The sequence below is a fragment of the Stenotrophomonas sp. YJH_SMC_14-1 genome (genome assembly GCF_059372275.1).
In genome coordinates this window covers 138101-161143 of sequence record NZ_JCAFVK010000001.1, presented here as the reverse complement: position 1 = coordinate 161143, position 23043 = coordinate 138101, and the positions used below count along the sequence as shown (strand labels likewise).

Sequence of the window (23043 nt, the reverse complement as noted above, 5' to 3'; positions counted from 1 at the left end):
ATGCCGCCTCACTGCGGTGATGGCAACACTGGCTGCAGACCGTGCGCGCCTTGCAGCGCTACGCCCCTCCTTCCTTCCCTGCATGAGCTGACATGGCGAACGATTCCTTCCCTCCCACGCTCGATCCGCTGATTGCCGCGATCGAAGCCGCGATCCGCGCACGCTTTCCGGGGTTTGCAAGCGTCGAGTTCCATCGCGAGGCCAACGCTGAGGGGATGCCCCTGCCGGGCTGCCTGCTGGCGATGACCCGCTGTGACCGCAGCAGGGACAACAATGATGGCAGTGGCCTGCTGCAGGCCACGCTACGCTTCGAAGCGCGCATTGCGCTGCCGGCGACCGATGCAACCACAGCGCTGCAGCTGCGCAACGCGGCCCTCGCCCTGGCGACCTGGCTGCACCAGCTCGGCCGCTTCCCCGGCGTTGCCAGCGGTGCGATCGATGTGATTGCAGCATTGCCGGAAGACCCCGCGGCGGCACAGCCGGGCCTGCGCACTTGGATCGTCGAGTGGTCACTGCCGGTCGCGCTGGGCGACAACCCGTGGGACGACGCCGGTGGCGTGGTGCCGCAGGCGTCCTACAGCTTCGCGCCGGAGATCGGCCGCGCCCATGAGTCCCGCTACCAGCCGTTGCCGGAGCGCGCACGATGAGCGCCGAACACGCGCGGCTGATCGGCAACCTGCTGATGATCGGCGTGGTGCGCGAACTGGACGAGGCGAACGGGCGCGTTCGCGTCGATGCCGACGGCATGCTTACCGACTGGATTCCCTGGCTGGAGCGCCGCGCCGGACCGGGCATGCGCAGCTGGTGCGCTCCCGAACCGGGCGAGCAGGTCGTGCTGGCGTGCCCCTATGGCGACCCTGGCCAGGCACTGGTACTCGGCAGCCTGTACCAGGACCGCTTTCCGCCGCCGGCCGACTCGCGCCTGCGGCAACGCACCGAGTTCGCCGACGGCAGCAGCGTCGAGTACGACCAGGAAACCACCACGCTCAACGTCCATGTCGGCAGCGGCAAGGTCATCGTCACCTGCGCGAATGCACAGGTGATCGCCAGCGAATCGATCGTGCTCGATACACCCTCGATCAAGGCGACCGGCGATCTGGATGTCAGCGGCGCGATCAGCGCCGGCAAGGACATCAGCACACCGGGCGACGTCAAGGCCGGTGCCATCGGCCTGAAGGCACACACACACACCGCACAGGGCCCAACCGCCCCGACCACGCCGGCCCAGGCCTGAGCGGCCACGCCTGCAATGCCCTGAAAGCCCGCACTCCACGACGATAGAGGCCATGCGAGGAATCGACGCCAACACCGGCAAATCACTGGATGGGCTCGCCCATCTCCACCAGTCCGTGCGTGACATTCTCACCACGCCCCTTGGCTCCCGCGTACTGCGCCGCGAATACGGTTCACGCGTATTCGAACTGATCGATGCGCCGACCAACCGCTCGCTGCGCATGGACCTGATCGCGGCCACCGTCGACGCGCTGGCGCGATGGGAACCGCGTCTCCACGTCGAGAACGTCGACGTCTCCCTCCCCGCCCCCGGCGTGATGATCCTGGCAGTGACCGGGATCCACCTGCCGGACGGCGAAGCCATCACCATCGAAGGAATCGAGGTTCGCTAACCGTGGCATCCGGCTCGTTCACCAGTGTCAATCTGTCCCAGCTGCCTGCACCGGCGGTCATCGAAGTGCTCGATTTCGAAGCCATGTTCGATGAATCGCTGACCGCACTGCAGGCCCTGGATCCCACCTTCGACGCGCTGCTGCCGTCGGACCCGGCCTTCAAGATCCTGGAGGTCTGCACCTACCTGCGCCTGCTCGATCGCCAGCGTGTCAACGACGCCGCGCGTGGCGTGATGCTGGCCTATGCCGGTGGCAGCGACCTGGACCACCTCGCCGCGATCTTCGGCGTCGCCCGCCAGGTGCTCGACCCAGGCAGGCCGCAGGAAGGCATTCCACCGCGATATGAGAGCGATGAGGACTTCCGCCGCCGCATCCAGCTGGGCCCGGAAGGGTTCAGCGTGGCGGGGCCGGAAGGTGCCTATGTATTCCATGCGCTGAGCGCGGACCCGCGCGTGCTCGACGCCAGTGCGACCAGTCCCGCCCCCGGCGAAGTGGTGGTCTCGGTGCTGTCGCGCGAAGCGGATGGAACCGCCACCCAGGGGCTGCTGGACATCGTCGAGGCGAAGCTGAGCGCCGATGACGTGCGACCGCTGACCGACCACGTGCTGGTGAAGCCGGCCACGATCGTCACCTACTCGGTCGACGCCACGCTGTTCACCTTTGCCGGCCCGGATTCGCAGGTCGTGCTTGCTGAAGCGCGCACCCGCCTGGACCGCTACATCAGCGAGTCACATCGCCTCGGCCGCGATGTCACCCGTTCGGGGTTGTTCGCCGCATTGCATGCCGAGGGCGTGCAGCGCGTGGAGATCGTCCATCCGGCTGCAGATGTGGTGGTGGACCGAACCCAGGCCACCCACTGCGCCGGCGTGACCCTGACCCACGGCGGCACCGATGAATGAGCCGAGCACGCGCCTGATCAACGCGCGCCTGCGCGGCGCGATCGATGGCCGCAACCGCACCTTCCGCCACCCCGGCGGCGCGCTGGCGAGCCTGCAGGCTGTGTACCGCACCGATGCACGGGGGCGGCAGCCGCTGCAGGGCAGCGTCATCGAGGGCAGCAGGGTCACCCTGGCCGCTGCACCGGCGCCCGGCGAGGTCATCGATGGTGACGCCCAGGTGGTGGTGCCCTCGGCGGCAAACCTGCTACCCGCCAACGCCACCCATGCCGAGCGCGCGCTTGCCCGCGCCATCGTTGCACGTCCGTTGCCGGTGGACATCACCGCGCTGTGGGATGCCGACCGCTGTCCGACCGCACTGCTGCCCTGGCTGGCCTGGGCGCTGTCGGTGGACGAATGGAAGGCCTACTGGCCCGAAGCCGTGAAGCGCGCCCGGGTGCGTACGGCCATCGCCATCCAGCGTCGCAAGGGCACCGCCGGCAGCGTGCGCGACGTGGTGGCCGCCTTCGGTGGATCGGTGCTGATCCGCGAGTGGTGGCAGCTGCAGCCCAGGGGCGCGCCGCACACCTTCGAAGCGGTGATGACCATCGCCAACCAGGATGGCCAGTCTGCCACGGCGATGTTCGTGGAGGACGTCATCGGCGAAATCACCCGGACCAAGCCGGTGCGCTCGCACTTCACCTTTACCCAGGGCATGCAGGCCGACGCCGCCGTCGGCGCACTTGCAGCCGCCCACGCCACGGCCTTCCGCCGCCTTCAACTGATCGGAGAGTAACCCCCGCATGCGCCTGAAAATCACCGATGCCGGCTTCGCCAAGCTGGTCAATCCGCCGAACACCGGCACCAACGCCGTCCTGATCACCCAGATCGGCCTGACCTCGACTGCCTTCGTGCCGTCGGCGGGGCTCACCGCACTGCCCGGCGAGATCAAGCGCGTCGCCACCTTCGGCGGCCAGGCCGTGGGCGATGACACCGTGCACGTCACCATCCGCGATGACAGCGCCACCTCCTACACGCTGCGCGGTTTCGGCCTGTACCTGGCCGACGGCACCCTGTTTGCCAGCTACGGCCAGGCCGATCCGATCATGGAGAAGTCGGCCGCATCGATGCTGCTGCTGGCCACCGACACACGCTTCAGCGGGATCGACACGACGCAGATCCAGTTCGGCGATGCCGGCTTCCTCTATCCACCGGCCACCACCGAGGTCGTCGGCGTGGTCAAGCTGGCCACCAGCACCGAAGCCGAAGATGCGACCGACACCCAGCGCGCAGTGACCCCGCGTGGCGTGCGCGCTTACACCGACAAGCGCTTCGGCGCCAGCGCCCCGACCGCGCTGGCGAAGACACTGCTGTCTGCGGCGAACACCGCGGCGGCGCGCACTGCGCTGGAACTGAGGAGCGCCGCACTGAAGGACACCGGGCATGGCAACGGCCTGGACGCCGACACACTGGATGGCAAGCACGCCTCCGAGTTCGCCCTGGCCGGTGACTTCGCCACCGTGGGCCACAAGCATGTGATTGCCGATGTGACCGGGCTGCAGTCGGCACTGGATGGCAAGGCGTCCAGGGGCGGCAACACGTTCACCGACCAGCAGTTCATCAGCGGCACGTATCCGCTGCTGGGCTTCGGTGCCGCCGGCGCCGAACAGTCCTTCATTGGCGGCTGGGGAAATTCCAGCCTGTGGCGCGTATGGAGCGCGGACCGCAGCGCCAGCAGCGAGATAACCATCAAGCATGGTGATGGCCCGCGCTGGAACGGCTCGCCGATGTGGCATGCCGGGAACTTCGCGCCTGAAGCGAAGATGGACAAGAGTGGCGGGACGTTCACCGGCGCGGTTTCCATCTCCAACAACTCGCTGCGCCTGTCCGGCTGGGGCAGCACGCTGACCGATGGTGTCATCTACTTCGGCACCGGTGACAGCTACATTTTCAAGTCAGGTTCCTCCTTCACCTTCCGCAATGTGGAGGGTGCCTATAGCGCAACGCTCAGCGCAGGCGGGAACATCTGGACTAGCGGCAACTTCGATCCCGGCGGGAAGATCAACAAAGCCGGCGACATCATGAACGGCACGCTGAACATGTATGTGGGTCAAGGCAGCACCCAGGTCGTGCACCAACGGTTCGGCTGGGGCAACAACGTGACCCGATGGGCGACAGCCATGGAGAGCGACGCCACACTTTCGCTTTACTCCTACGACTTCAATGGAGGAACTCCGACGCAGCGCGCGAGCTTCAGCAATGTCCAGTACCGGGAGAACACATTCGTCGGCGGCGTCACTTCCGCAGGTGGCAATGCCGCATTCATCATCAAGGACCGTGGGAACGCGAATCAAGAGTTCCACATCTACAACACGGACAACGTGTTCCGGATCTGGTCGTCCACTGCGCAAGTGGATCGACTGCAACTGAATGCCGCGGGGGCTCTCTGGACGGCCGGCGGCTTCGATACTGGCTCTTCACGCAAGCTGAAAAACATCGAAGGCGCACTTCCCTATGGCCTGGCAGCTGTCGAACAGATGGAACTGGCAGCCGGCCACTACAAGCCCGAGTACAACGACGACGGACGCCGTCGCCTGTTCTTCGTCGCCGAGCAGCTGGCCGAACTGGTGCCGGAAGCGGTCGACCTGGAAGGCGTCGAGTTCCAGGGTGAGCGCGTGGCATCGGTCAAGCTCGACCAGCTGCTGCCGGTCATGGCCAAGGCCATCCAGGAACTGGCCGCCGAAGTGCGCGCACTGAAAGCGGAGCGCTGACATGCCCAGCGGATATCGCTCTTCCGGTGTCGACTTTGACGACCTGTTCGATCCGTACGTTGAAGGTCCACTGGCGCAGGATTCGGGCCGCCGTATCGGCGGCGGCGACCTGAGCCGCCGCTATGCCCACATCCAGTACGGCAGCAAGCGTGCCGACGTAGGCCATCGCATCAACGGCATGGACGTGTCCAACCTGTGGGCGGCCCGGGGCAGCGCCACCTACAGGCTGCCGTTCCATGGCAAGGGCTACTCGGCAAGCAATGGCGCCAAGACCAACTCCACCGGCTCCGTGTCGGCTACCGTCTCGATTCTGATCTATGCCGACGGCACCTATGCCATCCGCACAGGCGTCGCCGGTGGCGGCAATGGAGGCAGCTCAGTAGCAGCGTCGGGCCAGTGGCTTCCGGCAGGTGCAAGCGTTTCCGAGTACGAAGTGCAGATCACCGGCTCCTCGCCCGCTAAAGCCTCCTTCAGCACGAGTGCTCCCTCGTTTGTGCCGGCGTCGGCGGCACCGTCGGCAGGCGTGTCGATCAGTGTCCCCGCCAGGTCCGCCAGTTACGAATCGGACAGCATCAGCATTTCCGTCGCGCTGCGCCGTGCCGGAGGTATCGGCCAGGTTTCCACGTTCAGCGCAAGCGTCAGCGCCTCCGGCTGGGTCTGATCGGTCAGCGGGCCACCGCTGCAATTATCGCGACCGCCACATTCTCCGAACATTACCCCGTCGCCTGCACAAGCCGGCACACACCCACACCGAGGAAGAACCCCGAATGACCGAATTTCTCCATGGCGTACAGGTCGTCAACATCGATACCGGTGCCCGATCGATTGCCATCGCCTCCAGCAGCGTGATCGGCATCGTCGGCACCGCACCGCTGGCCGACACCGAAGCGTTCCCCGTCAACACGCCCGTACTGGTGACCTCGCCGTCGCAGGCCGCCAAGCTGTCGGCGACCACCGGCACCGATGCCGGCACCCTGCCCGGTGCGCTCGACACGATCTTCGACCAGTCCAGTGCCGTCGTCGTCGTCGTCCGCGTCGAGAAGGGCGCGAATGAAAGCGCCACCTTGGCCAACGTGCTGGGCGGCGTGAACGCCCAGACCGGCGCCTACGAAGGCGTGCATGCGCTGCTGGCCGCCAAGTCCATCGTCGGCGTCAAGCCGCGCATCCTGGTCGCACCCGGCTTTACCCATGTGCACCCGGCCGATCCGGCCAAGCCGGAGGCCGTGCTGGCCAACCCGGTCGTAGCGGAACTGCTCGGCATCGCCGAGAAGCTGCGCGCGGTGATCATCAAGGATGGCCCGAACAGCAACGACGACGCCGCCAAGTCCACCGCCGCCCTGACCGGCTCCAAGCGCGTCTACGTGGTCGACCCCGCGCTGCTGGTGCAGTCCGGTGATGCCATCGTCACCCGCCATGCCTCCGGTGCCGTGGCCGGTGCCATCGCCCGCAGCGACAACGAGCGCGGCTGGTGGGCGTCGCCGTCGAACCTGGAACTCAACGGCGTGGTCGGTACCGCGCGTGCGATCGACTTCGGCCTGTCCGATGCCACCAGCCGCGCCAACCTGCTGAACCAGGCCAACGTGGCCACGGTCATCCGCGAAGGGGGCTTCCGCCTGTGGGGCAACCGCACCACCAGCATCGATCCGAAGTGGCAGTTCCTGTGCGTGGTACGCACCGCCGACATCATCGCCGACAGTCTGGAGGCCGCCCACCTGTGGGCCGTCGACCGCGGCATCAGCAAGACCTACGTCGATGACGTGCGCGAGGGCGTCAATGCCTTCCTGCGCGGCCTGAAGACCCAGGGCGCGATCCTCGGCGGCAACTGCTGGATCGACCCGGAACTGAACGCAGCGGACAGCGTGGCCCAGGGCCGCTTCTACTGGGACTTCGACTTCACTCCGACCTACCCGGGTGAGCAGCTGACCTTCCGCATGCACATGAACAACAACTACGTCTCGGAGATCTTCTAAGCATGGCGCGCAAGATCCGTAAAAACTTCAACTTCTACGTCGACGGCAAGGGTTATGCCGGCAGCGTGATGTCCTTCACCGCCCCCAAGCTGTCGCTGAAGACCGAGGACTTCCAGGCCGGCGGCATGCTGGCCCCGACCGAGATCGTGCTCGGCCATGAAAAGCTGACCGCCGATGTGGAGTTCGCCTCCGACGACGCGGAGATCATGAGCAAGTTCCACGTCATCGAAAGCAAGGAATACGGCTTCACCGCCCGCGAGGCGCTGGAAGGCGACGACGGCGAAGTGACCCAGGTCGTGCACAACATGCGCGGCAAGGTGAAGCTGCTGGACCGTGGCGAAACCAAGGTCGGCGAGAAGGGCACGATCAAGGTCAGCCTGGCGCTGAGCTACTACAAGCTGACCCATGGTGCCCAGGTCGTGCAGGAGATCGACGTGGTCAACATGATCGCCCGCCAGGGTGGCGTCGACGTCCTGGCCGGCATCCGCGGCGCGCTGGGCATCTGAGCCCACGCCGCACCGAAGAACCCGGGGGCGCCTCGCGCCCCCGCATCCATCGCACCGCATCGCATTCCAGGAACGCATCCATGTCCAGCAAGACCAAGACCCCCACCGACACCGTCATCGAGCGCGATGGCTTTGCCGAGATCACCCTCACCCGTCCGCGCCAGGTCAATGGCATGGAAACCGCCGTGCTGCGCATGCGCGAGCCGACCGTGGAAGACATGGAGCGCTACCAGGACGACAAGGGCAGCGACGCCCAGCGTGAGGTGCGGATGATCGCCAACCTGTGCGAGATCTCGCCGGACGACGTGCGCAAGATGCCGTTGCGCGACTACGCCCGGCTGCAGGCAGGCGTCGCGCTTTTTACCACCTGACCCTGCCACAGATCAGGCAGGGAGTGCTTGCTCTGGCCGGTCATACCGGCTGGGGCCTGCGCGAAATCATGACACTGCGGGTGTCGAAGTTCATCTGGTGGATTCAGGGATTGCCGGTACATGGCCAGTAACGTTCAAACGACAACGATCACGATCGGCGGTGAGGTGTCCAAGTCGCTGAAGGACGCATTGTCCTTCGCCAATGATGGCGTGAAGCGCCTCGGCGATGAAGCCGGCAAGCTGGAGCTCAAGCTCGCCGCGATGAAGAAGTCGGGCACCGCATACACCCGCATGCGCGCGCAGGCCGATGCGCTGCGCGCCTCTCAGGAAGCGCTGGAGCGTGTCGAAGCCAAGCGCACCGCCAACCTGGAGAAGCGCGAGAAACTCGGCGCCTCGTTCAAGGCAGCGCGCGGCACACTCGGCACCGCCGTCACCGCACTGGCCAAGCCGGTCGAGAACGCCTCCGGCTTCGCCCGCCAGAACCAGCAGATCGGCGTGGCAGCCAACCTCAGCCGCGCGCAGGTGAGTGCGCTAGGCCAAGCGATCCTGCAGCAATCGCGTGCAACCAACCAGGGCGCCGACGATCTGCAGCGGTCGATCAAGCTGATGGTAGCGGCCGGCATGGACGCACAGTCCGCGCAGGCCAGCCTCGGCGCCGTTGGACGGACCACCACCGTCACCGGTGCCAGCATCGATGATGTGGCCCAAGCTGCGGCCGCCCTGCAGCAGTCGTTCGATATCGATCCCTCGCGCATGCAAAACGCGCTGGACGTGCTGGTGGTGAACAGCCAGCAGGGCAGCCTGGGCCTGAAGGACATGGCCCAGGTGCTGCCGGTGCTGGGTTCCTCGTTCGAGGCGATGAAGCTGCAGGGCACATCGGCGGCGGCTACGCTGGGTGCGGCACTGGAAGCCACGCTGGACTCGGCAGGTGGCGCCGACAAGGCCGCCAGCAACATGAAGAGCTTCATGTCCGAGGTGCTCTCGCCGGACATTCAGGAGAAGGCCAAGAAGAGCCTGAACCTGGATCTGCACAAGATCATCGGCGATGCACAGACCAGCGGCGGCAATCCCTTCGACGCTGCGATGCAGGGAATCATCCAGGCGACCGCGGGCGACCAGAAGAAGATCGGCACCCTGTTCAGCGATGCACAGGCGAAGAACTTCGTCCAGCCGATGATCGAGAACTGGGATACCTACATCCGTGTCCGCGACAAGGCCTTGAATGGATCGGCGGGTACCACCGATGCGGCCTATGCCGATGCGATGCAGACCGATCCGCAGAAGATCGAAGGTGCCAAGATCGCCGTGGATAACCTGTCCAAGGCCTTCGGTGCGGCACTGCTGCCCGCGGTGGGCGAGGCCGCGGTCAAGCTGACCGAGCTGTTGAACGGGGTTACCTCGTTCGTGCATGAAAACCCGAAGCTGATCGCCAACACCACGCAGATCGTGGTCGGCATGCTGGGCATGCGCACGGCGGTGCTCGGCGCTCGCTACGCCTGGACTTTCCTGCAGGGCCCGATCCTGGGCGTGCAGAAGGCCTTCCAGCTGTTCCGTGGCGGCAGCCTGCTGGCACAGCTGGGGCGCTTCGGGCCGATGGCCATGCGTATCGCCTCGGTGTTCCGCGTCGTCGCCACCGCAGTGGGCGCCATTGGTGGCGGCCCTATCGCGGTAGCTGTGGCCGCGCTCACTGCCGGTGCCCTGCTTGTCCGCAAGTACTGGGAGCCGATCAAGGCCTTCCTGGGCGGTGTATGGGAAGGTCTCAGCAGCGCGGGCACCTCCGCGATGGGAGAGCTGATGAATGCCGTTGCGCCGGTGCGTCCGGCCTGGGAGGCCGTGAGTGCCCTGCTGGGACAGGCCTGGGACTGGCTGTCGCGGATGCTGGCCCCGGCGCAGTACACCGGAAACGAACTCTCCCGCGTGGGCGAGATCGGCAAGCTCGTGGGCGAAGCGCTGATGTTCAACTTCCGCGCCGTCATCCAGGTCGCTGGCTTCGTCGCCGAGGTCTTCAGGATGATCGGTGAGGTCATCGGCACGGTGGCTGGATTCATCGTCGTCACCTTCGGCAGCGCCTGGGACTGGGTTTCAGCGAAGGTCAGCAGCGTGATCGACACGATGATGGCCAAGATCGTCCCCTTCATGGAGGTGGTGGGCACCATCATGGACAAGGTCGGGGGCGTGCTGGGCACCGCCAAGGACAAGATCGCGCTTGGTGTGAACACCGCGGCTGATGCCTACGGCGCGATACGCGCAAACGGCGGCATACAGCTGCCTCCGGTGATGCTGGCGCCCGCCAGCATGCACAGCGCCAGCGTGCAGCCACGCATGCCGAATGCCTTTGGTACGCCGGCCGGGCGTGCCGCACCGGAGATGCCTTCGCCCACCCCGCGCAGCGCCACCACCGTGCAGCAGCAGCAGACCAACCACATCACCATCCACCAGCAGCCAGGCGAATCCAGCGAAGCGGTGGCGCGCCGCACGGCCGACGAGCTGCAGCGTCGCAACGCGGTTGCCGCCCGTGGTGGCCTGGCAGACAGGAACTGAGCATGAAACGCGAATTCGTAACCGGCACTGTGGACAAGCTGCTGTCGCAGTTCAAAGCCAATGACTCCGGCAACGCCCCGGTCCTGCTGATGCTGGGCGGCTTCAAGTTCAGCCTCAATACCGCGGTCTTCCGGGAGATCCAGCAATCCAACGAGTATCGCTGGCAGGCGCAGGACCGCATCGGCCAGATGGCGGCCCTGCAGTACACCGGACCGGGCTCAGCCAGCATGACCCTGCCGGGCGTCATCTACTACCAGTTCCGCGGCGCCGGCAATGAGCTCTCACAGCTGCGCAAACTGGCCGCGCAGGGCACGCCTCATCGACTGCTGACCGGCAAAGGCGGCAACCTGGGCCTGTGGGTCATCGAGAAGATCGATGCCACCGCCAGCGAGTTCACCGCCGACAGCGCGATCCTGAAACAGGAATTCACCCTTTCACTGCGGAAGCACAGCAATGGCACGAACGTATAGCACCCGCGACGGCGACGTCGTAGATCGTATCGCGTACGCGCATTATGGCGAGCAGTCACCGGCCATCCTGCGCGCGGTGTTCGATGCCAACCCGGGCCTGGCCGCACGCGGCCCGGTACTGCCTGCCGGCGTAGCGATCACCCTGCCGGAGGTGCAGCGCCCGGCCAGCGAGCGCAAGGGAGTCGCCCTGTGGGATTGAACATCACACCGGCCTTCCGCGTGGTGGCCAACAGCCAGGACATCACCGACAAGATCATGGCGCGCTTCAAGTCGCTGCGCATCACCGACGAGACCGGCAACACGTCCGACACGCTGGAACTGCAGCTGGCCGACCACGATCCGTCCGATCCGATCCAGCTGCCACCGGTTGGCGCGGAACTGGAGGCCTTCATCGGCTATGACGGCGAAGTGCGGCGCGTAGGCCTGTACATCTGCGACGAGGTGGAGATCTCCGGCTTTCCCGGCAGCATGACGCTGCGCGCCCGGGCGGCACCGTTCGAGACCAGCAAGGGAGGCAAGAGCGACCTGCAGACGCAGAAGACACGCACCTGGAAGAAGGGCACCACGATCGGCGACATGGTGCGACGCATGGCCGGCGAGCATGGGCTGAACGCAGCGGTGAGCGCATCGCTGGCGTCCATCGTGCTGCCGCTGACGGTGCAGTCGCAGGAGTCGGACATGAACCTGCTGCTGCGCCTGGCCAAACAGCACGATGCCATCGCCAAGCCCGGAGCCGGGCGCCTGGTGTTCGTGAAGCGGGGCGAATCCACCAGCGCCAGCGGCGAGCGCATTCCCGATGTCACCCTCACCCCGGCCGATGGCAGCGACTATCGGGTAACCCTTGCCGCACGCGAAGATGCCGGTACCACCATTGCGTACTACCGCGACGTGCGCAGTGCCAAGCGCCAGGAAGTGAAGGTCGGCAGCGGTGAACCGATCATGCGCCTGCGCATGGCCTATGCCGACCGGGAGAGCGCAGAGGCGGCGGCGCGCGCCAAGCATCGCGAACAGGCACGGCAGACGCGGACGCTCAGCTACACCCTGCCCGGCCGCGAAACACTGATGGCCGAAGCCACCGTGGTGATGCAGGGGTTCCGCGAGGGCGTGGATGGCCAGTGGTTGGTCAAGCGTGCCGAGCACAGCATCGGCAGCGAGGGCTATGTCACCCGCATCGAATGCGAACAACCCAACAGCGCCGACGCAGTGAAAGCGGCCAGCAATGCCCCGGCCAGCGAAGGCGAACAGGTCGGCAGCGAGGTGTAGATTCACGCCATGCGTGGTGCTTTCCGCGCATCAACTCACGTACTGCGCCACGCCATTACCGAACGACCAGTTCTCCTTTTTTACTTCAACAAGATTGATGAACACATCCTCGCGGCGGATGCCCACCGCCGCGTGCAGTCCATCGGCGATGCCGGCGTACAACGCCTTCTTCTGCTCCAGCGTACGCCCTTCGTTCCAGGTGATCTGGATGCAGATGAAATCGTCGGTCCGGTCCACGCCCAGGTATCCGGGGTCGTAGATGAGCGTGCCTGGCTCGTGTTCTTGGAAGATCTGGAAGCGATCGTTCTCCGGCACGCCGACCGCACGCATGGCCTGGTAGATGGTTTCGCCGACGCGTTGCAGGTAGTCGGCGGGTTTACCTTTGCGAAGATCGATGCGGGCGAGCGGCATGTGGCAGTCCAGGGAATGGGGGCACGGCACTGCCTCGAGAGTACGCTAGCCGTGAACCACGCAACAGCGCATGGATGGAATCCTGTGCCCGCATCGGTGAAGTGCGTCCCCCGAGCGCCTCGCGCGGTTGAGGGAGCCGGTGAGTCGCGCTGCCAACGATGCCGGAAAGCCGCGCTGATGGTCAGGCAACAAAAAAGCCCCCATTTCTGGAGGCTTCTTTCGTTCTACAACATGGTGGGCGGTACAGGGATCGAACCTGTGACCCTTGCCGTGTGAAGGATGGCAAAGGCCCTTACAGCGCAAAGCATCCGTCTGGAAGCCCTTGTTTTACCGTGTCATTGCGTCCCGCTGGATTTGGCCGCACACTGAGTTTTGCTGTTACCGTGCAGTTACGAGCCCATGAAGCAATCCAAGCGCCTCAATCCCAGCGTCGTTGAATCGGCCAAGCCCGAGGCTGCGCCCTACCGCCTGTGGGACACCGTGGTTCCGCAGCTGCACGTCCGGGTGCAGCCATCTGGGGTGAAGAGCTGGAACGTCCAATGGAGCCGGACCAGCACCCGCGCGCTGGGAAAGTGGCCTGCCGTTACTGTGGAGGCCGCCCGCACCCGCGCGCGCGCTGTGCTCGCCGAGACAGACCAGCACGGCGCACCGCTGGCGGTCATCGCTCCCAAGAGCGAACTCACCGTGGCCGATGCCTGCCGCGACTACGTGACCGCGCTGGAGAAGGATGGGCGCAAGACCGCATCGGATGACGCCAAGCGCCGGTTTGAACGCTGCCTCTACGGCGACAAGCTGGGAAAGGTGCGCCTCAAGGATCTCCACCAGGATCACATCGAAGCCTGGCGCGATCGCGTGGAGAAGGGCGACCTCCCGCCGCTGCCAGTGAAGCGCGGCCGGCCACCGGTGGCGAAGCCCCTGGCACGCTCCAGCATCAACCGCATCCGCACGACGCTGGTGGCCGCCCTGAACCACGCCGTGGCCCGCCGCAAGGTATCTCCTGATCTCGCGTTTGAGTGGAACGCGGTGAAGCCACTCAAGGACGCCGGACAGCGCCGGGGGCTGTACCTGGAGCGGGAGCAGCGGCGCGCGCTGCTGGAGGCCGCTGAGGGGCCGGTACGCGACCTGATCGAGTGTGTGGCTCTGACGGGCTGCAGGCCGGGCGACCCGTCGCTGTGCCTGCGCTCGGACTACGATGGCCGCACCGCCAGCGTGAGGTTCCGCAGCAAGGACCACGACCGCAAGATACCGCTTTCGCCCGGTGCCACCGCGCTGTTCGACCGGCTGGCCAAGGGGAAGCTGCCCAAGGCGCACTTGTTCACCCCGGACGGAAAGAAGGTGTGGACGCCCAGCGAGTGGAGCGAGCTTGTTCGGGATGCCTCAGCGCGCGCTGGACTGCCTGCCGGCGTGACGCTCTACACGCTGCGCCATTGCTGGATCACCGACGCCATCGTGGGCGGCATGGACCTGCTGACCGTGGCAAAGCTGGCCGGCACGTCGCTGGCGATGATCGAGAAGCACTACGGCCACCTGGTGCAGGGCGCAGCACGCGACAAGCTGGCACAGGTGCAGTTCCTGTAGCGAAACTCAATTTTGAGGTTTGCCATGAAATCAGGGATTGGCAGTCACTCCAAAGCCCGGCCACCCTCTACGGTCTTGCGCAAGAAGGGACATGCCGCGCGGCGATTCCCCGTTGCTGATGACGTACTCAGCCATTTGCAGGATTGTGGGCCAGTGCTTCTCGACCATCTCAAACAGCTCCTCGTGGGTGATCTCGCAGTCTTTGCCCTGCTCCAGCGCCTGCATCTCCACGCTGTATTCAACCAGCTCTGCCGCGATGCGATCCTGATAGGTCATCAGCTCCGGGGCATGTAGCAACATGGTGAGAGCGCCCTTGGCCGGCGTGAAGTCCCACACGTCATCGAGCAACGATGACAGCGATGCGTAGTAGCTGTTGTTGTTGAGCTGGTACTTGGAGAGGCCGGCATTGAGCGCCCACTCGACCGCCTGACTCAGGGAGCGGTGCTGAGCTCGGGCAAGCAACTCCAGACCCAACTTCAGCTTGGGCGGGAGCCGGATACTGAATTGCTCGAGCTTCTCCTCGGGCGCCTTGCGGGGGCGGCCCGGCCGCTTCTTCACGGATGCATTCTTGGTTGCCATGACGCCGAGTTTCGCAGGTTGAAAAACCTGTTGCAACGGGCAATTGTGCGTGATAGCGTCTCCACAGGTTTCGCAGTGTGCGAAACCTGCACAACCTGGAGATGAAATGAAGCCCCAAGCCGAACGCCTCAGTTACACCACTGAAGAGGCATGCGCCGTAACCGGCCTCAACCGAAACGCCCTCTATCGAGCGATGGCCGCTGGCCAGCTCAGCACCTTCAAAGTCGGGAAGCGTCGCATGGTCTCAGCCCGCGCGCTGCGCGAGTACATCGAAGCCCGCGAGAAAGAAGCCGCCGCCTAAGGGGCAAGCCATGACCAGATGCCCAGAAAGAGAAACGGCCCAGCTGGTTCGCACCCAGCTGAGCCGCAGAAGCCTTCGAACCCTTGCAAGGAACGAGACCATGACGCCCATCGTACACCAACCATCCCTGCCCGCAATCGGGCAAACCCGTGACGCGCATTCAGACTTTTCTGACACCGCGCGCTGGGCCACCGTCGCCGTGACTGACCGCGAGCACGCGCCAACGTATGTCCCCGGCGACGTGCTGGTGATCGACCTGAAAGTGACAGACTTCCGCTACGACGCGATGTATGCCGTGGAAATCAACGGTAAGCAGCATCTCCGCTACGTCCAGAGCCGGGGCAGCGATGGCATGTACGTCTACGTGCTGTCGGGCATCTACAAGGGAACCTTGATCCCGCGCGCTGCGCTGAGGGTGCTGGGCCTTGTCACCTACGCCAACACGCTGCGGAGGGTCGGGTGAACGCCGTCATCATTCCTTTCCCTGCACACCGCATCGTGCGGACTCCACCGCTTTCCGCACTGTCTGAGGCTCGCCTACAGGCACTCGCCGAGCGCCTGGCAGCTGCCATCGATCGCGCCCCACCCCGCCGACAGGAGCGCGCGCCATGAGCCGCCGTCCTGCGGTTGAGCCCATCGCCTGCGACTGCTGCGGCAAGCCGCTGCTACCGGTGTTCGGCACGTTCCATCGTGTGGAGCGGGAGTTCGGCTGGGCCTCCCTCCCCTACGTGCTGTGCGGTGACTGCGCCCTGCAGCATAGAGGCAACCCGTCTGATGCCCGCGTGCGCGAATGGATCATGACGCGGGCCGCGCGCGCTGGGGTCGAGTGGAGCCGCTCTGTCGGCCAGCTGCTGGCAGGGGCACACCTGAGATGACAGAGCGCGAAGCCCGCAAGCAGGCAAGGCGGCGGGCACGGGCCACGGGACGTAGCAGCAGTGTCTACGTCCCCATCTCTCCGCACGTCCGGCTCTATGCCTGGGAGCTTGACTGTCCCGCCTATCGAACCTTGAACCCGGATGCACGCGCGCTCCTGGTCGAGCTACGCGCGCTGTATCGACCATCCACCGGCAATGAGGTCTTCCTCAGTGTCCGGGAGGCGCGCCGGCGCTTGGGCAACGTAGGCCAGGCGAAGGTGCAAGCGGCGTTTGCTGCACTTGAGGAGCGCGGCTGGATCGAGGAGGCCAAGGCCGGGAGCTTCGATCAGAAGACAGGCACCGGGCGCGCGCGCTCGTTCCTGTTAACGAATGTTGGCACCGACGGCGGCGACGCCGATGCCAAGAAGACCTACATGCGCTGGAGGCCATACGCCGACGAACGCCAAAAAAACACGGTACTCAAGGTGAGTACACCCCGTACTCAAGGCGAGTACGGTCATGCCTAAACGTAACGGGTTCCTAACGAAAGCGTACTCAGGGCGAGTACGGTCAAGCCAGATTTCGGGGCAAAACCGTACTCAGGGTGAGTGCACAGATAACTACTACCAGGGGGTGTGTGGTTTTGCGCACACCCCGCCCCTGCTGCACGCGGTGCAGGTACTGCACGGGATGCACCACGTGCACGTCGTGCACCACCTGCGCCCGCTGCACCCCATGCACCAGGTTCACCACCAGCCATACGGTGATCGACATGGACCATAGGGGGAGACGGAAAGTTGAAGCGCCTGCCAGCCCGACACGCGCGCCCCCCTTTCTTCGCGCTTCCGCAGAATTTGAATTTCGGTGCGAGGTCTGTGGTGGACCGCTCCGCGACCAGGCGACCGGCCGACCACGGCGCTACTGCACCGACGCGTGCAGACAGAAGGCACATCGAATTCGGCGCGCGCTGAATTCCGCGTAACGAAACAGGCATCGCCAAGCAACAACAGCGATAAACTGAGCGCGTCCAAGACAGACTGCCCTACGGGCAAACCTGACACTGGGCCGACACTGCGGCAGAGGCAACGCCAAAGCGCGCTCTGAGACCACTTCACCATGGTCCGGGCGCGCTTGTGCGTTTCTGGACCCCACATAGGGACCACCCAATGCCTCACCACAACGATTTCCAGCAGATGCGCGACCGCCACGCCAACCGCAAAGCCGCATTCTCGGCACGCGCGGAGCTCGGCAAACTCGGCGTCACCATCGAAGAACCGACCACCGACAAGCCGCTGGATCAGTTGCCGCGCGCTGAAGCACTGGCCTATCGCAACAGCTTGCGCCGTGCGTCCAATGCGCTGACGACCCACGCCAGGGAGAAGGACGAAAACCTCACCGACGGCGTGATGGATGCGTTGGAGTACATCAACAACGCGATCAGCTTGATCAGCGCGGGCATGGATCACCAGGAACAGATGGATCTGACCGCAGCCAACGCGCTCGGCATCATGAGCGAGGGCGAGCGCCTGCGCGACACCGAAGGCCGCCAGATCGGCACGCTGCTCACCGCATCAGACCTGCAGAACCAGGCAACCATCGCGCGGCGCCTGAATGCGATGCGCCCGGACGGCGGCGGCTTCAACAATGGCGATGACCAGGTGAGCCTGTCGGACTTCATCCGGGGCGTCGCCAACATGCGCACCAGCGACGGCGTGCGCGCTGCGCTCAGCGAGGGCACGAACACCGCAGGCGGCTACACCGTGCCGACCGTGCTGATGCCGGGCATCCTCAACGCCCTGGTGCCCGCCTCGTCCGTTCTCAGCGCAGGCGCCAACGTGGCCGTGCTGGATACCTCGGCCAGCTCCTTCAGCATCGCGGCAGTGGACACCATCCCCACCCCAGCCTGGCGCCAGGAACACGGCCAGGTGGCTGAGAGCGAGCCGGCGTTCCGCGCGGTCAAGGTCACCCCGCGCAGCCTGGCGTTCCGCTTCAAGATCTCTCGCGAGCTGCTGGCCGATTCGCTGGGCGGCCTGGACGCTGCGCTCCGCACGGCCATTGCCCAAGCGTTCGCCAAGGAGATCGACCGCGCATCCCTGATGGGCAGCGGCACCGAGCCGGAGATTCGCGGCCTGCGCAACATCCCGGGTATCAACAAGCTGCCGATGGGCACCAACGGGGCGCCGATCACCGACTGGCGCCAGTTCATCCGTGCCCGTCGCCTTATCACCGAGGCCAACGCCCCGGTGCCGGACGTGGCCATTCTGTCGCCGCGCGAAGACGAAACCATGAGTCTGCTGGTGGACACCACTGGCCAGCCGCTGCGCCGGCCCGAGGCCCTGAGCAACTGGAAGTTCCTCACCACCAGCCAGATCCCGACCAACGAGGATGTGGGCACCGCCACCAACGCGGCCGCCATCTACGTGGGCGGTTTCCAGATGTTCACCATCTACATGCGCGAGTCCGTGTCGATCCAGCTGCTGAAGGAGCTGTATGCCGAGACTGGCGAGGTTGGCTTCATCTGCCACACCCGTCTGGACGTGGCATCGGCCTACCCCAAGGCGTTCACCGTCATCGAAGGCGTGACGGACACCGAGTAAAGGGCGGGGCCAGCCGGCGGTGCCCCTGACAACACCGGCAGCCTGGGCGGCGCCAGCGCGGGCAGCGTCCTCAGCGTCGTGACCAGGCAACGGGAGGGGGGAGGTCGAAACTTGAAGGGCCTCCCCCCTCGACACGCGCGCCCCCTTTTCTTCGCGCTTCCACAGAATTCAAATTTCAGGCCGGGATACCCATGAGCCTCTATACCCTCACCGTCGACCTGCTGATGAAGACGGGGTCGTTTGAAACGGGCATGACCAAGGCCGAGCGGCTGGCCATCCAGAAAGCCACGCAGATCCACGCCTCCATGACTCGCGTCGCTACCGTGGCGGGCGCGGCGCTGGGCACCGCTGCCGCTGCTGTTGGCACGGCCGTGTTCACCTGGACCAAGCAGATTGGGCAGCTGGCAGTGGAGTACGACCGCCTGGGCAAGCTCTCTGGCACCACGTCGCAGGACTTCCAGCGCATGGCCGCAGGCGCCCGCACGGTAGGTATCAGCCAAGAGAAGCTGGCGGATATCTTCAAGGACGTGCAGGAGAAAATCGGCGACTACGCCCAAACGGGCGGCGGCGAGATGAAAGACTTCTTCGACAACATCGCCAAGGGCAGCGGCCTCACCGTCGAGAGCTTCCGCAAGCTGTCTGGCCCCGACGCCCTGGGCCTGTACTTCAAGAGCCTGGAGAAGGCGAACCTCTCGCAGTCGGAGCTGACCAGCTACATGGAGGCCATCGCCAGCGATTCGGCGATGCTGATCCCGCTGCTGCGCAACAACAGCGCCGAGTTCAACCGCATGGGCAACGCGGCGGAGGCCGCAGGCAGCATCATCGACGTGCGGCTGACCCAGGCAATGCTGGGCATGCGTGATGTAACGAACCGGGCAGAGCTGTCTCTGCAAGGCATGAAGGTGCAGGTGGTGTCGGGCATCCTGCCTGCCCTGCAGGACTTCACCGACCAGCTCGACGCGGTGGCAGTCAACGGCAACTTCGCCAAGGAAGCCGCCGACGCTCTCTCCGGTGCCATCCGGGGCGTCACCGACGCGGTGCGGGACGGCGGCGCCGTCGTGGACTTCTTCGACCGTATCCGGGGCGGCCTGGTGGGCGTGGAGAAGCAAGGCCACGCAGCGTTCAAGCTGGCGACCGGTCAATACGCGTTCGGCGGTGGCGGCTGGGAGGGCTTCAAGAACGAGTACGCACAAGGCACTGCCTATGCCGACAACGGCTGGAAGGCGATGCAGCCCAAGACCGCCAAGCGGCCCAGCGTCACTGTGCTGGAAGGATCGGAGCGCATGCCCGAATGGGCGTTGCTGCCGGCCACGCCGGACGCCTACGAACCGCCTAAGGCGCGGGGCAAGGGCAGCGCAGCGAAGACCGGGAACGCGGAATACGACCGCCAGGCCGAGCTGCTGCGCCGCTACACGGCTGAGGCGGACATGGCCGCCGCTACGATGGCCGGCCCGCTGGCCGAGGCCGAGCAGAAGCACAAGCAGCGCCTGGCCGAGCTGAACAAGGAACTGGCCGCTGGCAACATCACGCGCGCTGCCTTCAACACGCTGGAGAAGGAATCAGCGGCTCAGCTTGCGGCGACCACCGCCGAGCTGGACAAGCGCAAGCGGGCGCCGCAGGCGCTGCTGGACACCATAAGCGGCGAGCTGGACATGATGCGCCTCATCGGGCCAGCGCGGGAGCGCGCACGCCGTGAAATGCAGAACCAGCGGGACATGCAGGAGGCCATCAACGAGGCGAACGCGGCCGGCGCGGGCATCACCGCCGACCTCAGTGCCTCACTCATGGCGCAGGCGCGCGCTGCGGCACAGGCCAGCATCGACGCGGACAAGTACGCCGCCAGCCTCCAGCAGTGGGCCGACGTTGGCACTTACCTGGTCAGCGACACGGCCGACGCTATGGCCAACTTCGTCGCGGGCGGCCTGCGCGATTGGTCGGGCATGTGGGACGACATGAAGGACATTGCCCGGCAGGGGCTGCGCGACATCGCGCGCCAGCTGCTGGAGCAAAAGCTAGTGCTCCCGATTCAGACCCGCATCATGGACGGCATCAATGGGCTCGGCAGCGGCAACGGGTTGAGCCTCGACAGCATCCTGGGGGTCTTCGCCGGCAACGGCACTGCTGCAGGCGGCCAGAACGCCGCCAACATCGCCAGCCTGCTATCGAAGGGTCAGAGCGCTATCGGGTTCACTCCCGGCGCCGCAGCCGCGGCGGGTGGCTTCGGCCCGAACACCATGATGGGCTTCGGCAACAACGTGGCTGCACTGACGGGAGGTGGTACGGCCGCTGCCAGTGGGGCCGGTGCCGCAGGAGGGGCTACCGCTGCGCTCGGCGCCGTGGCGGCGTTTGCTCCCTATGCGGCGCTGATCGCGATGGGTATGCAGATGGCCGGCAGCGCGTACAAGGAAGGATTCGGACTGGAGAACCAGGACAAGTTCGACCTACTGAAACGCGGCCACTTCGCATCCGGTGGACTGCTGACGCCGGTCATGCTCGACAGCATGTCGCTGGACGTGATCGGGCGCGCGCTGGGTATGAACCGAAAGACGGCGGCGATCTTCTCGGGCAGCTCGCTGATGGGCAAGGCGTTCGGGCGCAGTGCGCCCAAGATCACCGGTCAGGGCATCACGGGCGATTACGGCTTCGGTGGACTGGACGGCCAGAGCTACGCTGACGTGAAGCAGAAGGGCGGCTGGTTCCGCTCTGACAAGAAGTGGACCCAGTATGGCGCGCTGGATCCGGGCATCGATCGCACGTTCGACATGGCGGCTCGGCAGATCCGGGGCGCAACCACTGACCTGGCCAAGCAGCTGGGTGTGGACCTGAGCAAGCAGCTGGCCGGGGTCAAGGTAAGCCTGGGCAAACTGTCGTTGTCGGCGGATTCGGCGGAAGCCCAGCAACAGCTGGAGTCCTACCTCGCCGGCATGCAGGATCGGCTCTACACGGAGGCCGTGCGGGCGGCGGGCTTCGGTGGGCAGCTGGATGGCTACTTCGACTCGGCGGACGTGTTCGCGGCGCTGGGAGCATCCATCGAGCTGGCGGTTGGCAATGCCGACGAGCTGGGCCGCGCCCTCAACGGCCTGGAGATCGACAAGGTGAACAAGGCCGTGGACTACTTCCAGGACCTGGCCGGCGTTGCCGGTACGGACCTGACCACGCAGATCAACAAGGTGTCGGGCCTGCTGGGCAACTACTCCACCCTGATGGCCGACGTGTCGACGCAGCTGCTCACTGGCGACCTGACCGCCTACCAGCAGCAGGCACTGAGCATCGAGCGCACCTACCGCCAACAGGTGAAGTCGGCCAACGACTACGCCAAGGCGCTGGGACTGTCCGGCGCGCGCGCTGAGGACCTGGCCAAGATCGAGGCACTGCGCGCCACCAACATGGGCAAGCTGCAAGCGCAGATCGACAAGGACAAGAAAGCCATTAGCTACGGGCTATCTGTCAGCGACCTGTCGCCCCTGACCGATCAGGAGAAGTTGCAGAAGACCATGCAGGAGCTGGAGCGGGCGGTAGCGGGCGGCGACAGCAGCGCGGCGCAGGCGGCCGCACAGGCGGCGCTGGGCTTCGGTCGGAACCTCTACGCCAGCGGCCAGGACTACAACAGCCTGTACGGCCAGGTGACGGGCCTGATCGACGGCATGAAGGTGGGCGACCTGGACAAGGGTGGCGTCGGCATGGGCGAGCTGGCCGACACCATCGAGGCGCTGCCGGACAACTTCGCGCGCGCTGTGTTCGACCTGGTGGTGGACAACAAGGCGCAGGCGGCGACCACGGCGGCGGTGCAGCAGAGCAATGCTCTACTCGCGCAGGTGGTGGATCGGTTGGACCGGATCGAGGTCGCCAGCAACAAGACAGCGGCGACAGCCAGCAGCAGCGCGCTGAGGTTGTCCCTCAACGCGCGATAGCTATGGAAATCAGCCGAGAGCAGCAAGGACCTCTGCGACAGCCAGCGGCTCGATCTCTGCAAATGTCAGCGTTTCCGGTGCCGGGTGAGAGAAGGTGACTCCGATAGAGCCCGCAATCAGGACATTATCCCCAGCATTGGGAAAGAGGATGGTCAGCTCCGCACCGATCGAAGGGGAATCTTCGCCTTCGGTGGCTGGTTGGATACGTACCGTACGCAGAGAAAGCTTCATATGACCTCCTTGGGATGAAGAAAGCGGCGTGCTGTTACCCTGCAGTTACGAAAAAGCCGGCTCAAGGCCGGCTTCTTCATGTCACCTGAAAAATCAGGGATTTACTTGGTGGGCGGTACAGGGATCGAACCTGTGACCCTTGCCGTGTGAAGGCAATGCTCTACCGCTGAGCTAACCGCCCGGTGTGTT

General features: G+C 65.3%; 25 protein-coding genes and 1 tRNA gene. 21 read left to right on the top strand and 5 right to left on the bottom strand.

The annotated features are described in order from the left end of the window. The first annotated feature begins 92 nt into the window (after positions 1-92). The 14 genes from AC5P9P_RS00830 to AC5P9P_RS00765 all read left to right on the top strand — a co-directional run bounded on the left by AC5P9P_RS00830 (position 93) and on the right by AC5P9P_RS00765 (position 12392). Positions 93-647, top strand: coding sequence for a hypothetical protein (locus tag AC5P9P_RS00830; protein ID WP_288469770.1), 555 nt, complete (start codon positions 93-95; stop codon positions 645-647). Continuing rightward, entirely contained in the window at positions 644-1234 is a 591-nt protein-coding gene (locus AC5P9P_RS00825) for a phage baseplate assembly protein V (protein WP_049433227.1), read from the top strand. The genes AC5P9P_RS00830 and AC5P9P_RS00825 overlap by 4 nt, the downstream gene beginning before the upstream one ends. A 52-nt stretch (positions 1235-1286) precedes the next feature. Continuing rightward, positions 1287-1625, top strand: a complete 339-nt coding sequence (locus AC5P9P_RS00820) for a GPW/gp25 family protein (RefSeq protein WP_005408332.1) — start codon at positions 1287-1289, stop codon at positions 1623-1625. Between the two features lie 2 nt (positions 1626-1627). After that, positions 1628-2524, top strand: coding sequence for a baseplate assembly protein (locus tag AC5P9P_RS00815; protein ID WP_005412462.1), 897 nt, complete (start codon positions 1628-1630; stop codon positions 2522-2524). A gap of 223 nt (positions 2525-2747) precedes the next feature. Further along, positions 2748-3296 carry a phage tail protein I gene (locus tag AC5P9P_RS00810; RefSeq protein ID WP_223846484.1) on the top strand — a complete coding sequence of 183 codons (549 nt, stop codon included), beginning with the start codon at positions 2748-2750 and terminating at the stop codon, positions 3294-3296. Positions 3297-3303: 7 nt separating this feature from the next. Then, on the top strand, positions 3304-5271 hold the full coding sequence (locus AC5P9P_RS00805; RefSeq protein WP_288469773.1) for a tail fiber domain-containing protein: 1968 nt from the start codon (positions 3304-3306) through the stop codon (positions 5269-5271). 1 nt (position 5272) lies between these two features. Continuing rightward, positions 5273-5932, top strand: a complete 660-nt coding sequence (locus AC5P9P_RS00800; protein ID WP_288469776.1) for a hypothetical protein — start codon at positions 5273-5275, stop codon at positions 5930-5932. 106 nt (positions 5933-6038) lie between these two features. Then, entirely contained in the window at positions 6039-7241 is a 1203-nt protein-coding gene (locus tag AC5P9P_RS00795) for a phage tail sheath C-terminal domain-containing protein (protein ID WP_033835187.1), read from the top strand. Between the two features lie 2 nt (positions 7242-7243). Then, positions 7244-7747 carry a phage major tail tube protein gene (locus AC5P9P_RS00790; RefSeq protein ID WP_005412457.1) on the top strand — a complete coding sequence of 168 codons (504 nt, stop codon included), beginning with the start codon at positions 7244-7246 and terminating at the stop codon, positions 7745-7747. Between the two features lie 80 nt (positions 7748-7827). Beyond that, complete coding sequence (locus tag AC5P9P_RS00785) at positions 7828-8118, top strand: phage tail assembly protein (protein ID WP_005412456.1); 291 nt, start codon at positions 7828-7830, stop codon at positions 8116-8118. A 120-nt stretch (positions 8119-8238) separates the two neighbouring features. Continuing rightward, on the top strand, positions 8239-10659 hold the full coding sequence (locus tag AC5P9P_RS00780; protein WP_161771667.1) for a phage tail tape measure protein: 2421 nt from the start codon (positions 8239-8241) through the stop codon (positions 10657-10659). Positions 10660-10661: 2 nt separating this feature from the next. Beyond that, entirely contained in the window at positions 10662-11129 is a 468-nt protein-coding gene (locus AC5P9P_RS00775) for a phage tail protein (protein WP_005408323.1), read from the top strand. Further along, on the top strand, positions 11113-11328 hold the full coding sequence (locus AC5P9P_RS00770; RefSeq protein WP_005408322.1) for a tail protein X: 216 nt from the start codon (positions 11113-11115) through the stop codon (positions 11326-11328). The genes AC5P9P_RS00775 and AC5P9P_RS00770 overlap by 17 nt, the downstream gene beginning before the upstream one ends. Then, on the top strand, positions 11319-12392 hold the full coding sequence (locus AC5P9P_RS00765; RefSeq protein ID WP_049403311.1) for a phage late control D family protein: 1074 nt from the start codon (positions 11319-11321) through the stop codon (positions 12390-12392). The genes AC5P9P_RS00770 and AC5P9P_RS00765 overlap by 10 nt, the downstream gene beginning before the upstream one ends. Positions 12393-12422: 30 nt before the next feature. Here the strand turns inward: AC5P9P_RS00765 and AC5P9P_RS00760 are convergent, their stop codons facing one another. Then, positions 12423-12803: a tautomerase family protein gene (locus tag AC5P9P_RS00760; RefSeq protein WP_049403312.1), complete on the bottom strand. Its 381-nt coding sequence runs from the start codon at positions 12801-12803 to the stop codon at positions 12423-12425. A gap of 399 nt (positions 12804-13202) precedes the next feature. Between AC5P9P_RS00760 and AC5P9P_RS00755 the strand changes: the two genes are divergently transcribed. After that, entirely contained in the window at positions 13203-14381 is a 1179-nt protein-coding gene (locus tag AC5P9P_RS00755) for a site-specific integrase (RefSeq protein ID WP_343368837.1), read from the top strand. A 30-nt stretch (positions 14382-14411) separates the two neighbouring features. Here AC5P9P_RS00755 and AC5P9P_RS00750 read toward each other — a convergent pair whose 3' ends face one another. After that, positions 14412-14960: a hypothetical protein gene (locus AC5P9P_RS00750; protein WP_049433220.1), complete on the bottom strand. Its 549-nt coding sequence runs from the start codon at positions 14958-14960 to the stop codon at positions 14412-14414. A 106-nt stretch (positions 14961-15066) separates the two neighbouring features. On the opposite strand from AC5P9P_RS00750, the gene AC5P9P_RS00745 reads away from it, so the two are divergent. From AC5P9P_RS00745 to AC5P9P_RS00730, 4 genes are all read left to right on the top strand, one after another. Further along, positions 15067-15261: a helix-turn-helix domain-containing protein gene (locus tag AC5P9P_RS00745; protein ID WP_049433219.1), complete on the top strand. Its 195-nt coding sequence runs from the start codon at positions 15067-15069 to the stop codon at positions 15259-15261. A gap of 100 nt (positions 15262-15361) precedes the next feature. After that, positions 15362-15724, top strand: coding sequence for a hypothetical protein (locus AC5P9P_RS00740; RefSeq protein WP_343368835.1), 363 nt, complete (start codon positions 15362-15364; stop codon positions 15722-15724). A 145-nt stretch (positions 15725-15869) separates the two neighbouring features. Then, positions 15870-16136, top strand: coding sequence for a hypothetical protein (locus tag AC5P9P_RS00735; RefSeq protein WP_188239830.1), 267 nt, complete (start codon positions 15870-15872; stop codon positions 16134-16136). Then, a complete protein-coding gene (locus AC5P9P_RS00730; protein ID WP_343368833.1) occupies positions 16133-16642 on the top strand; it encodes a phosphatase PAP2 family protein in 510 nt (169 codons plus the stop codon). The genes AC5P9P_RS00735 and AC5P9P_RS00730 overlap by 4 nt, the downstream gene beginning before the upstream one ends. A gap of 43 nt (positions 16643-16685) precedes the next feature. Here the strand turns inward: AC5P9P_RS00730 and AC5P9P_RS00725 are convergent, their stop codons facing one another. Continuing rightward, positions 16686-16889 (bottom strand): hypothetical protein, encoded by a 204-nt coding sequence (locus tag AC5P9P_RS00725; protein ID WP_256647484.1) that lies wholly within the window; start codon positions 16887-16889, stop codon positions 16686-16688. Between the two features lie 392 nt (positions 16890-17281). Between AC5P9P_RS00725 and AC5P9P_RS00720 the strand changes: the two genes are divergently transcribed. Further along, positions 17282-18712 carry a phage major capsid protein gene (locus AC5P9P_RS00720; RefSeq protein ID WP_161770372.1) on the top strand — a complete coding sequence of 477 codons (1431 nt, stop codon included), beginning with the start codon at positions 17282-17284 and terminating at the stop codon, positions 18710-18712. Positions 18713-18903: 191 nt separating this feature from the next. Further along, positions 18904-22623 carry a phage tail protein gene (locus AC5P9P_RS00715; protein ID WP_495232559.1) on the top strand — a complete coding sequence of 1240 codons (3720 nt, stop codon included), beginning with the start codon at positions 18904-18906 and terminating at the stop codon, positions 22621-22623. A gap of 9 nt (positions 22624-22632) precedes the next feature. Here the strand turns inward: AC5P9P_RS00715 and AC5P9P_RS00710 are convergent, their stop codons facing one another. Together AC5P9P_RS00710 and AC5P9P_RS00705 are read right to left on the bottom strand one after the other, a co-directional pair. After that, entirely contained in the window at positions 22633-22854 is a 222-nt protein-coding gene (locus AC5P9P_RS00710; protein ID WP_343368829.1) for a hypothetical protein, read from the bottom strand. Positions 22855-22960: 106 nt separating this feature from the next. After that, positions 22961-23035: transfer RNA gene (locus AC5P9P_RS00705), tRNA-Val, on the bottom strand. Between the last annotated feature and the right edge of the window lie 8 nt (positions 23036-23043).

Excerpts from the sequence above, each read along its gene's own strand:
- AC5P9P_RS00795 (WP_033835187.1), top strand. The coding sequence starts at position 6,039 with ATGACCGAATTTCTCCATGGCGTACAGGTCGTCAACATCGATACCGGT.
- AC5P9P_RS00770 (WP_005408322.1), top strand. The coding sequence starts at position 11,113 with ATGGCACGAACGTATAGCACCCGCGACGGCGACGTCGTAGATCGTATC.
- AC5P9P_RS00830 (WP_288469770.1), top strand. The coding sequence starts at position 93 with ATGGCGAACGATTCCTTCCCTCCCACGCTCGATCCGCTGATTGCCGCG.
- AC5P9P_RS00790 (WP_005412457.1), top strand. The coding sequence starts at position 7,244 with ATGGCGCGCAAGATCCGTAAAAACTTCAACTTCTACGTCGACGGCAAG.
- AC5P9P_RS00800 (WP_288469776.1), top strand. The coding sequence starts at position 5,273 with ATGCCCAGCGGATATCGCTCTTCCGGTGTCGACTTTGACGACCTGTTC.
- AC5P9P_RS00725 (WP_256647484.1), bottom strand. The coding sequence starts at position 16,889 with ATGTCGATCACCGTATGGCTGGTGGTGAACCTGGTGCATGGGGTGCAG.
- AC5P9P_RS00820 (WP_005408332.1), top strand. The coding sequence starts at position 1,287 with ATGCGAGGAATCGACGCCAACACCGGCAAATCACTGGATGGGCTCGCC.
- AC5P9P_RS00805 (WP_288469773.1), top strand. The coding sequence starts at position 3,304 with ATGCGCCTGAAAATCACCGATGCCGGCTTCGCCAAGCTGGTCAATCCG.
- AC5P9P_RS00775 (WP_005408323.1), top strand. The coding sequence starts at position 10,662 with ATGAAACGCGAATTCGTAACCGGCACTGTGGACAAGCTGCTGTCGCAG.
- AC5P9P_RS00760 (WP_049403312.1), bottom strand. The coding sequence starts at position 12,803 with ATGCCGCTCGCCCGCATCGATCTTCGCAAAGGTAAACCCGCCGACTAC.
- AC5P9P_RS00825 (WP_049433227.1), top strand. The coding sequence starts at position 644 with ATGAGCGCCGAACACGCGCGGCTGATCGGCAACCTGCTGATGATCGGC.
- AC5P9P_RS00750 (WP_049433220.1), bottom strand. The coding sequence starts at position 14,960 with ATGGCAACCAAGAATGCATCCGTGAAGAAGCGGCCGGGCCGCCCCCGC.
- AC5P9P_RS00735 (WP_188239830.1), top strand. The coding sequence starts at position 15,870 with ATGAGCCGCCGTCCTGCGGTTGAGCCCATCGCCTGCGACTGCTGCGGC.
- AC5P9P_RS00715 (WP_495232559.1), top strand. The coding sequence starts at position 18,904 with ATGAGCCTCTATACCCTCACCGTCGACCTGCTGATGAAGACGGGGTCG.
- AC5P9P_RS00730 (WP_343368833.1), top strand. The coding sequence starts at position 16,133 with ATGACAGAGCGCGAAGCCCGCAAGCAGGCAAGGCGGCGGGCACGGGCC.
- AC5P9P_RS00710 (WP_343368829.1), bottom strand. The coding sequence starts at position 22,854 with ATGAAGCTTTCTCTGCGTACGGTACGTATCCAACCAGCCACCGAAGGC.
- AC5P9P_RS00745 (WP_049433219.1), top strand. The coding sequence starts at position 15,067 with ATGAAGCCCCAAGCCGAACGCCTCAGTTACACCACTGAAGAGGCATGC.
- AC5P9P_RS00740 (WP_343368835.1), top strand. The coding sequence starts at position 15,362 with ATGACGCCCATCGTACACCAACCATCCCTGCCCGCAATCGGGCAAACC.
- AC5P9P_RS00780 (WP_161771667.1), top strand. The coding sequence starts at position 8,239 with ATGGCCAGTAACGTTCAAACGACAACGATCACGATCGGCGGTGAGGTG.
- AC5P9P_RS00720 (WP_161770372.1), top strand. The coding sequence starts at position 17,282 with ATGCCTCACCACAACGATTTCCAGCAGATGCGCGACCGCCACGCCAAC.
- AC5P9P_RS00755 (WP_343368837.1), top strand. The coding sequence starts at position 13,203 with ATGAAGCAATCCAAGCGCCTCAATCCCAGCGTCGTTGAATCGGCCAAG.
- AC5P9P_RS00785 (WP_005412456.1), top strand. The coding sequence starts at position 7,828 with ATGTCCAGCAAGACCAAGACCCCCACCGACACCGTCATCGAGCGCGAT.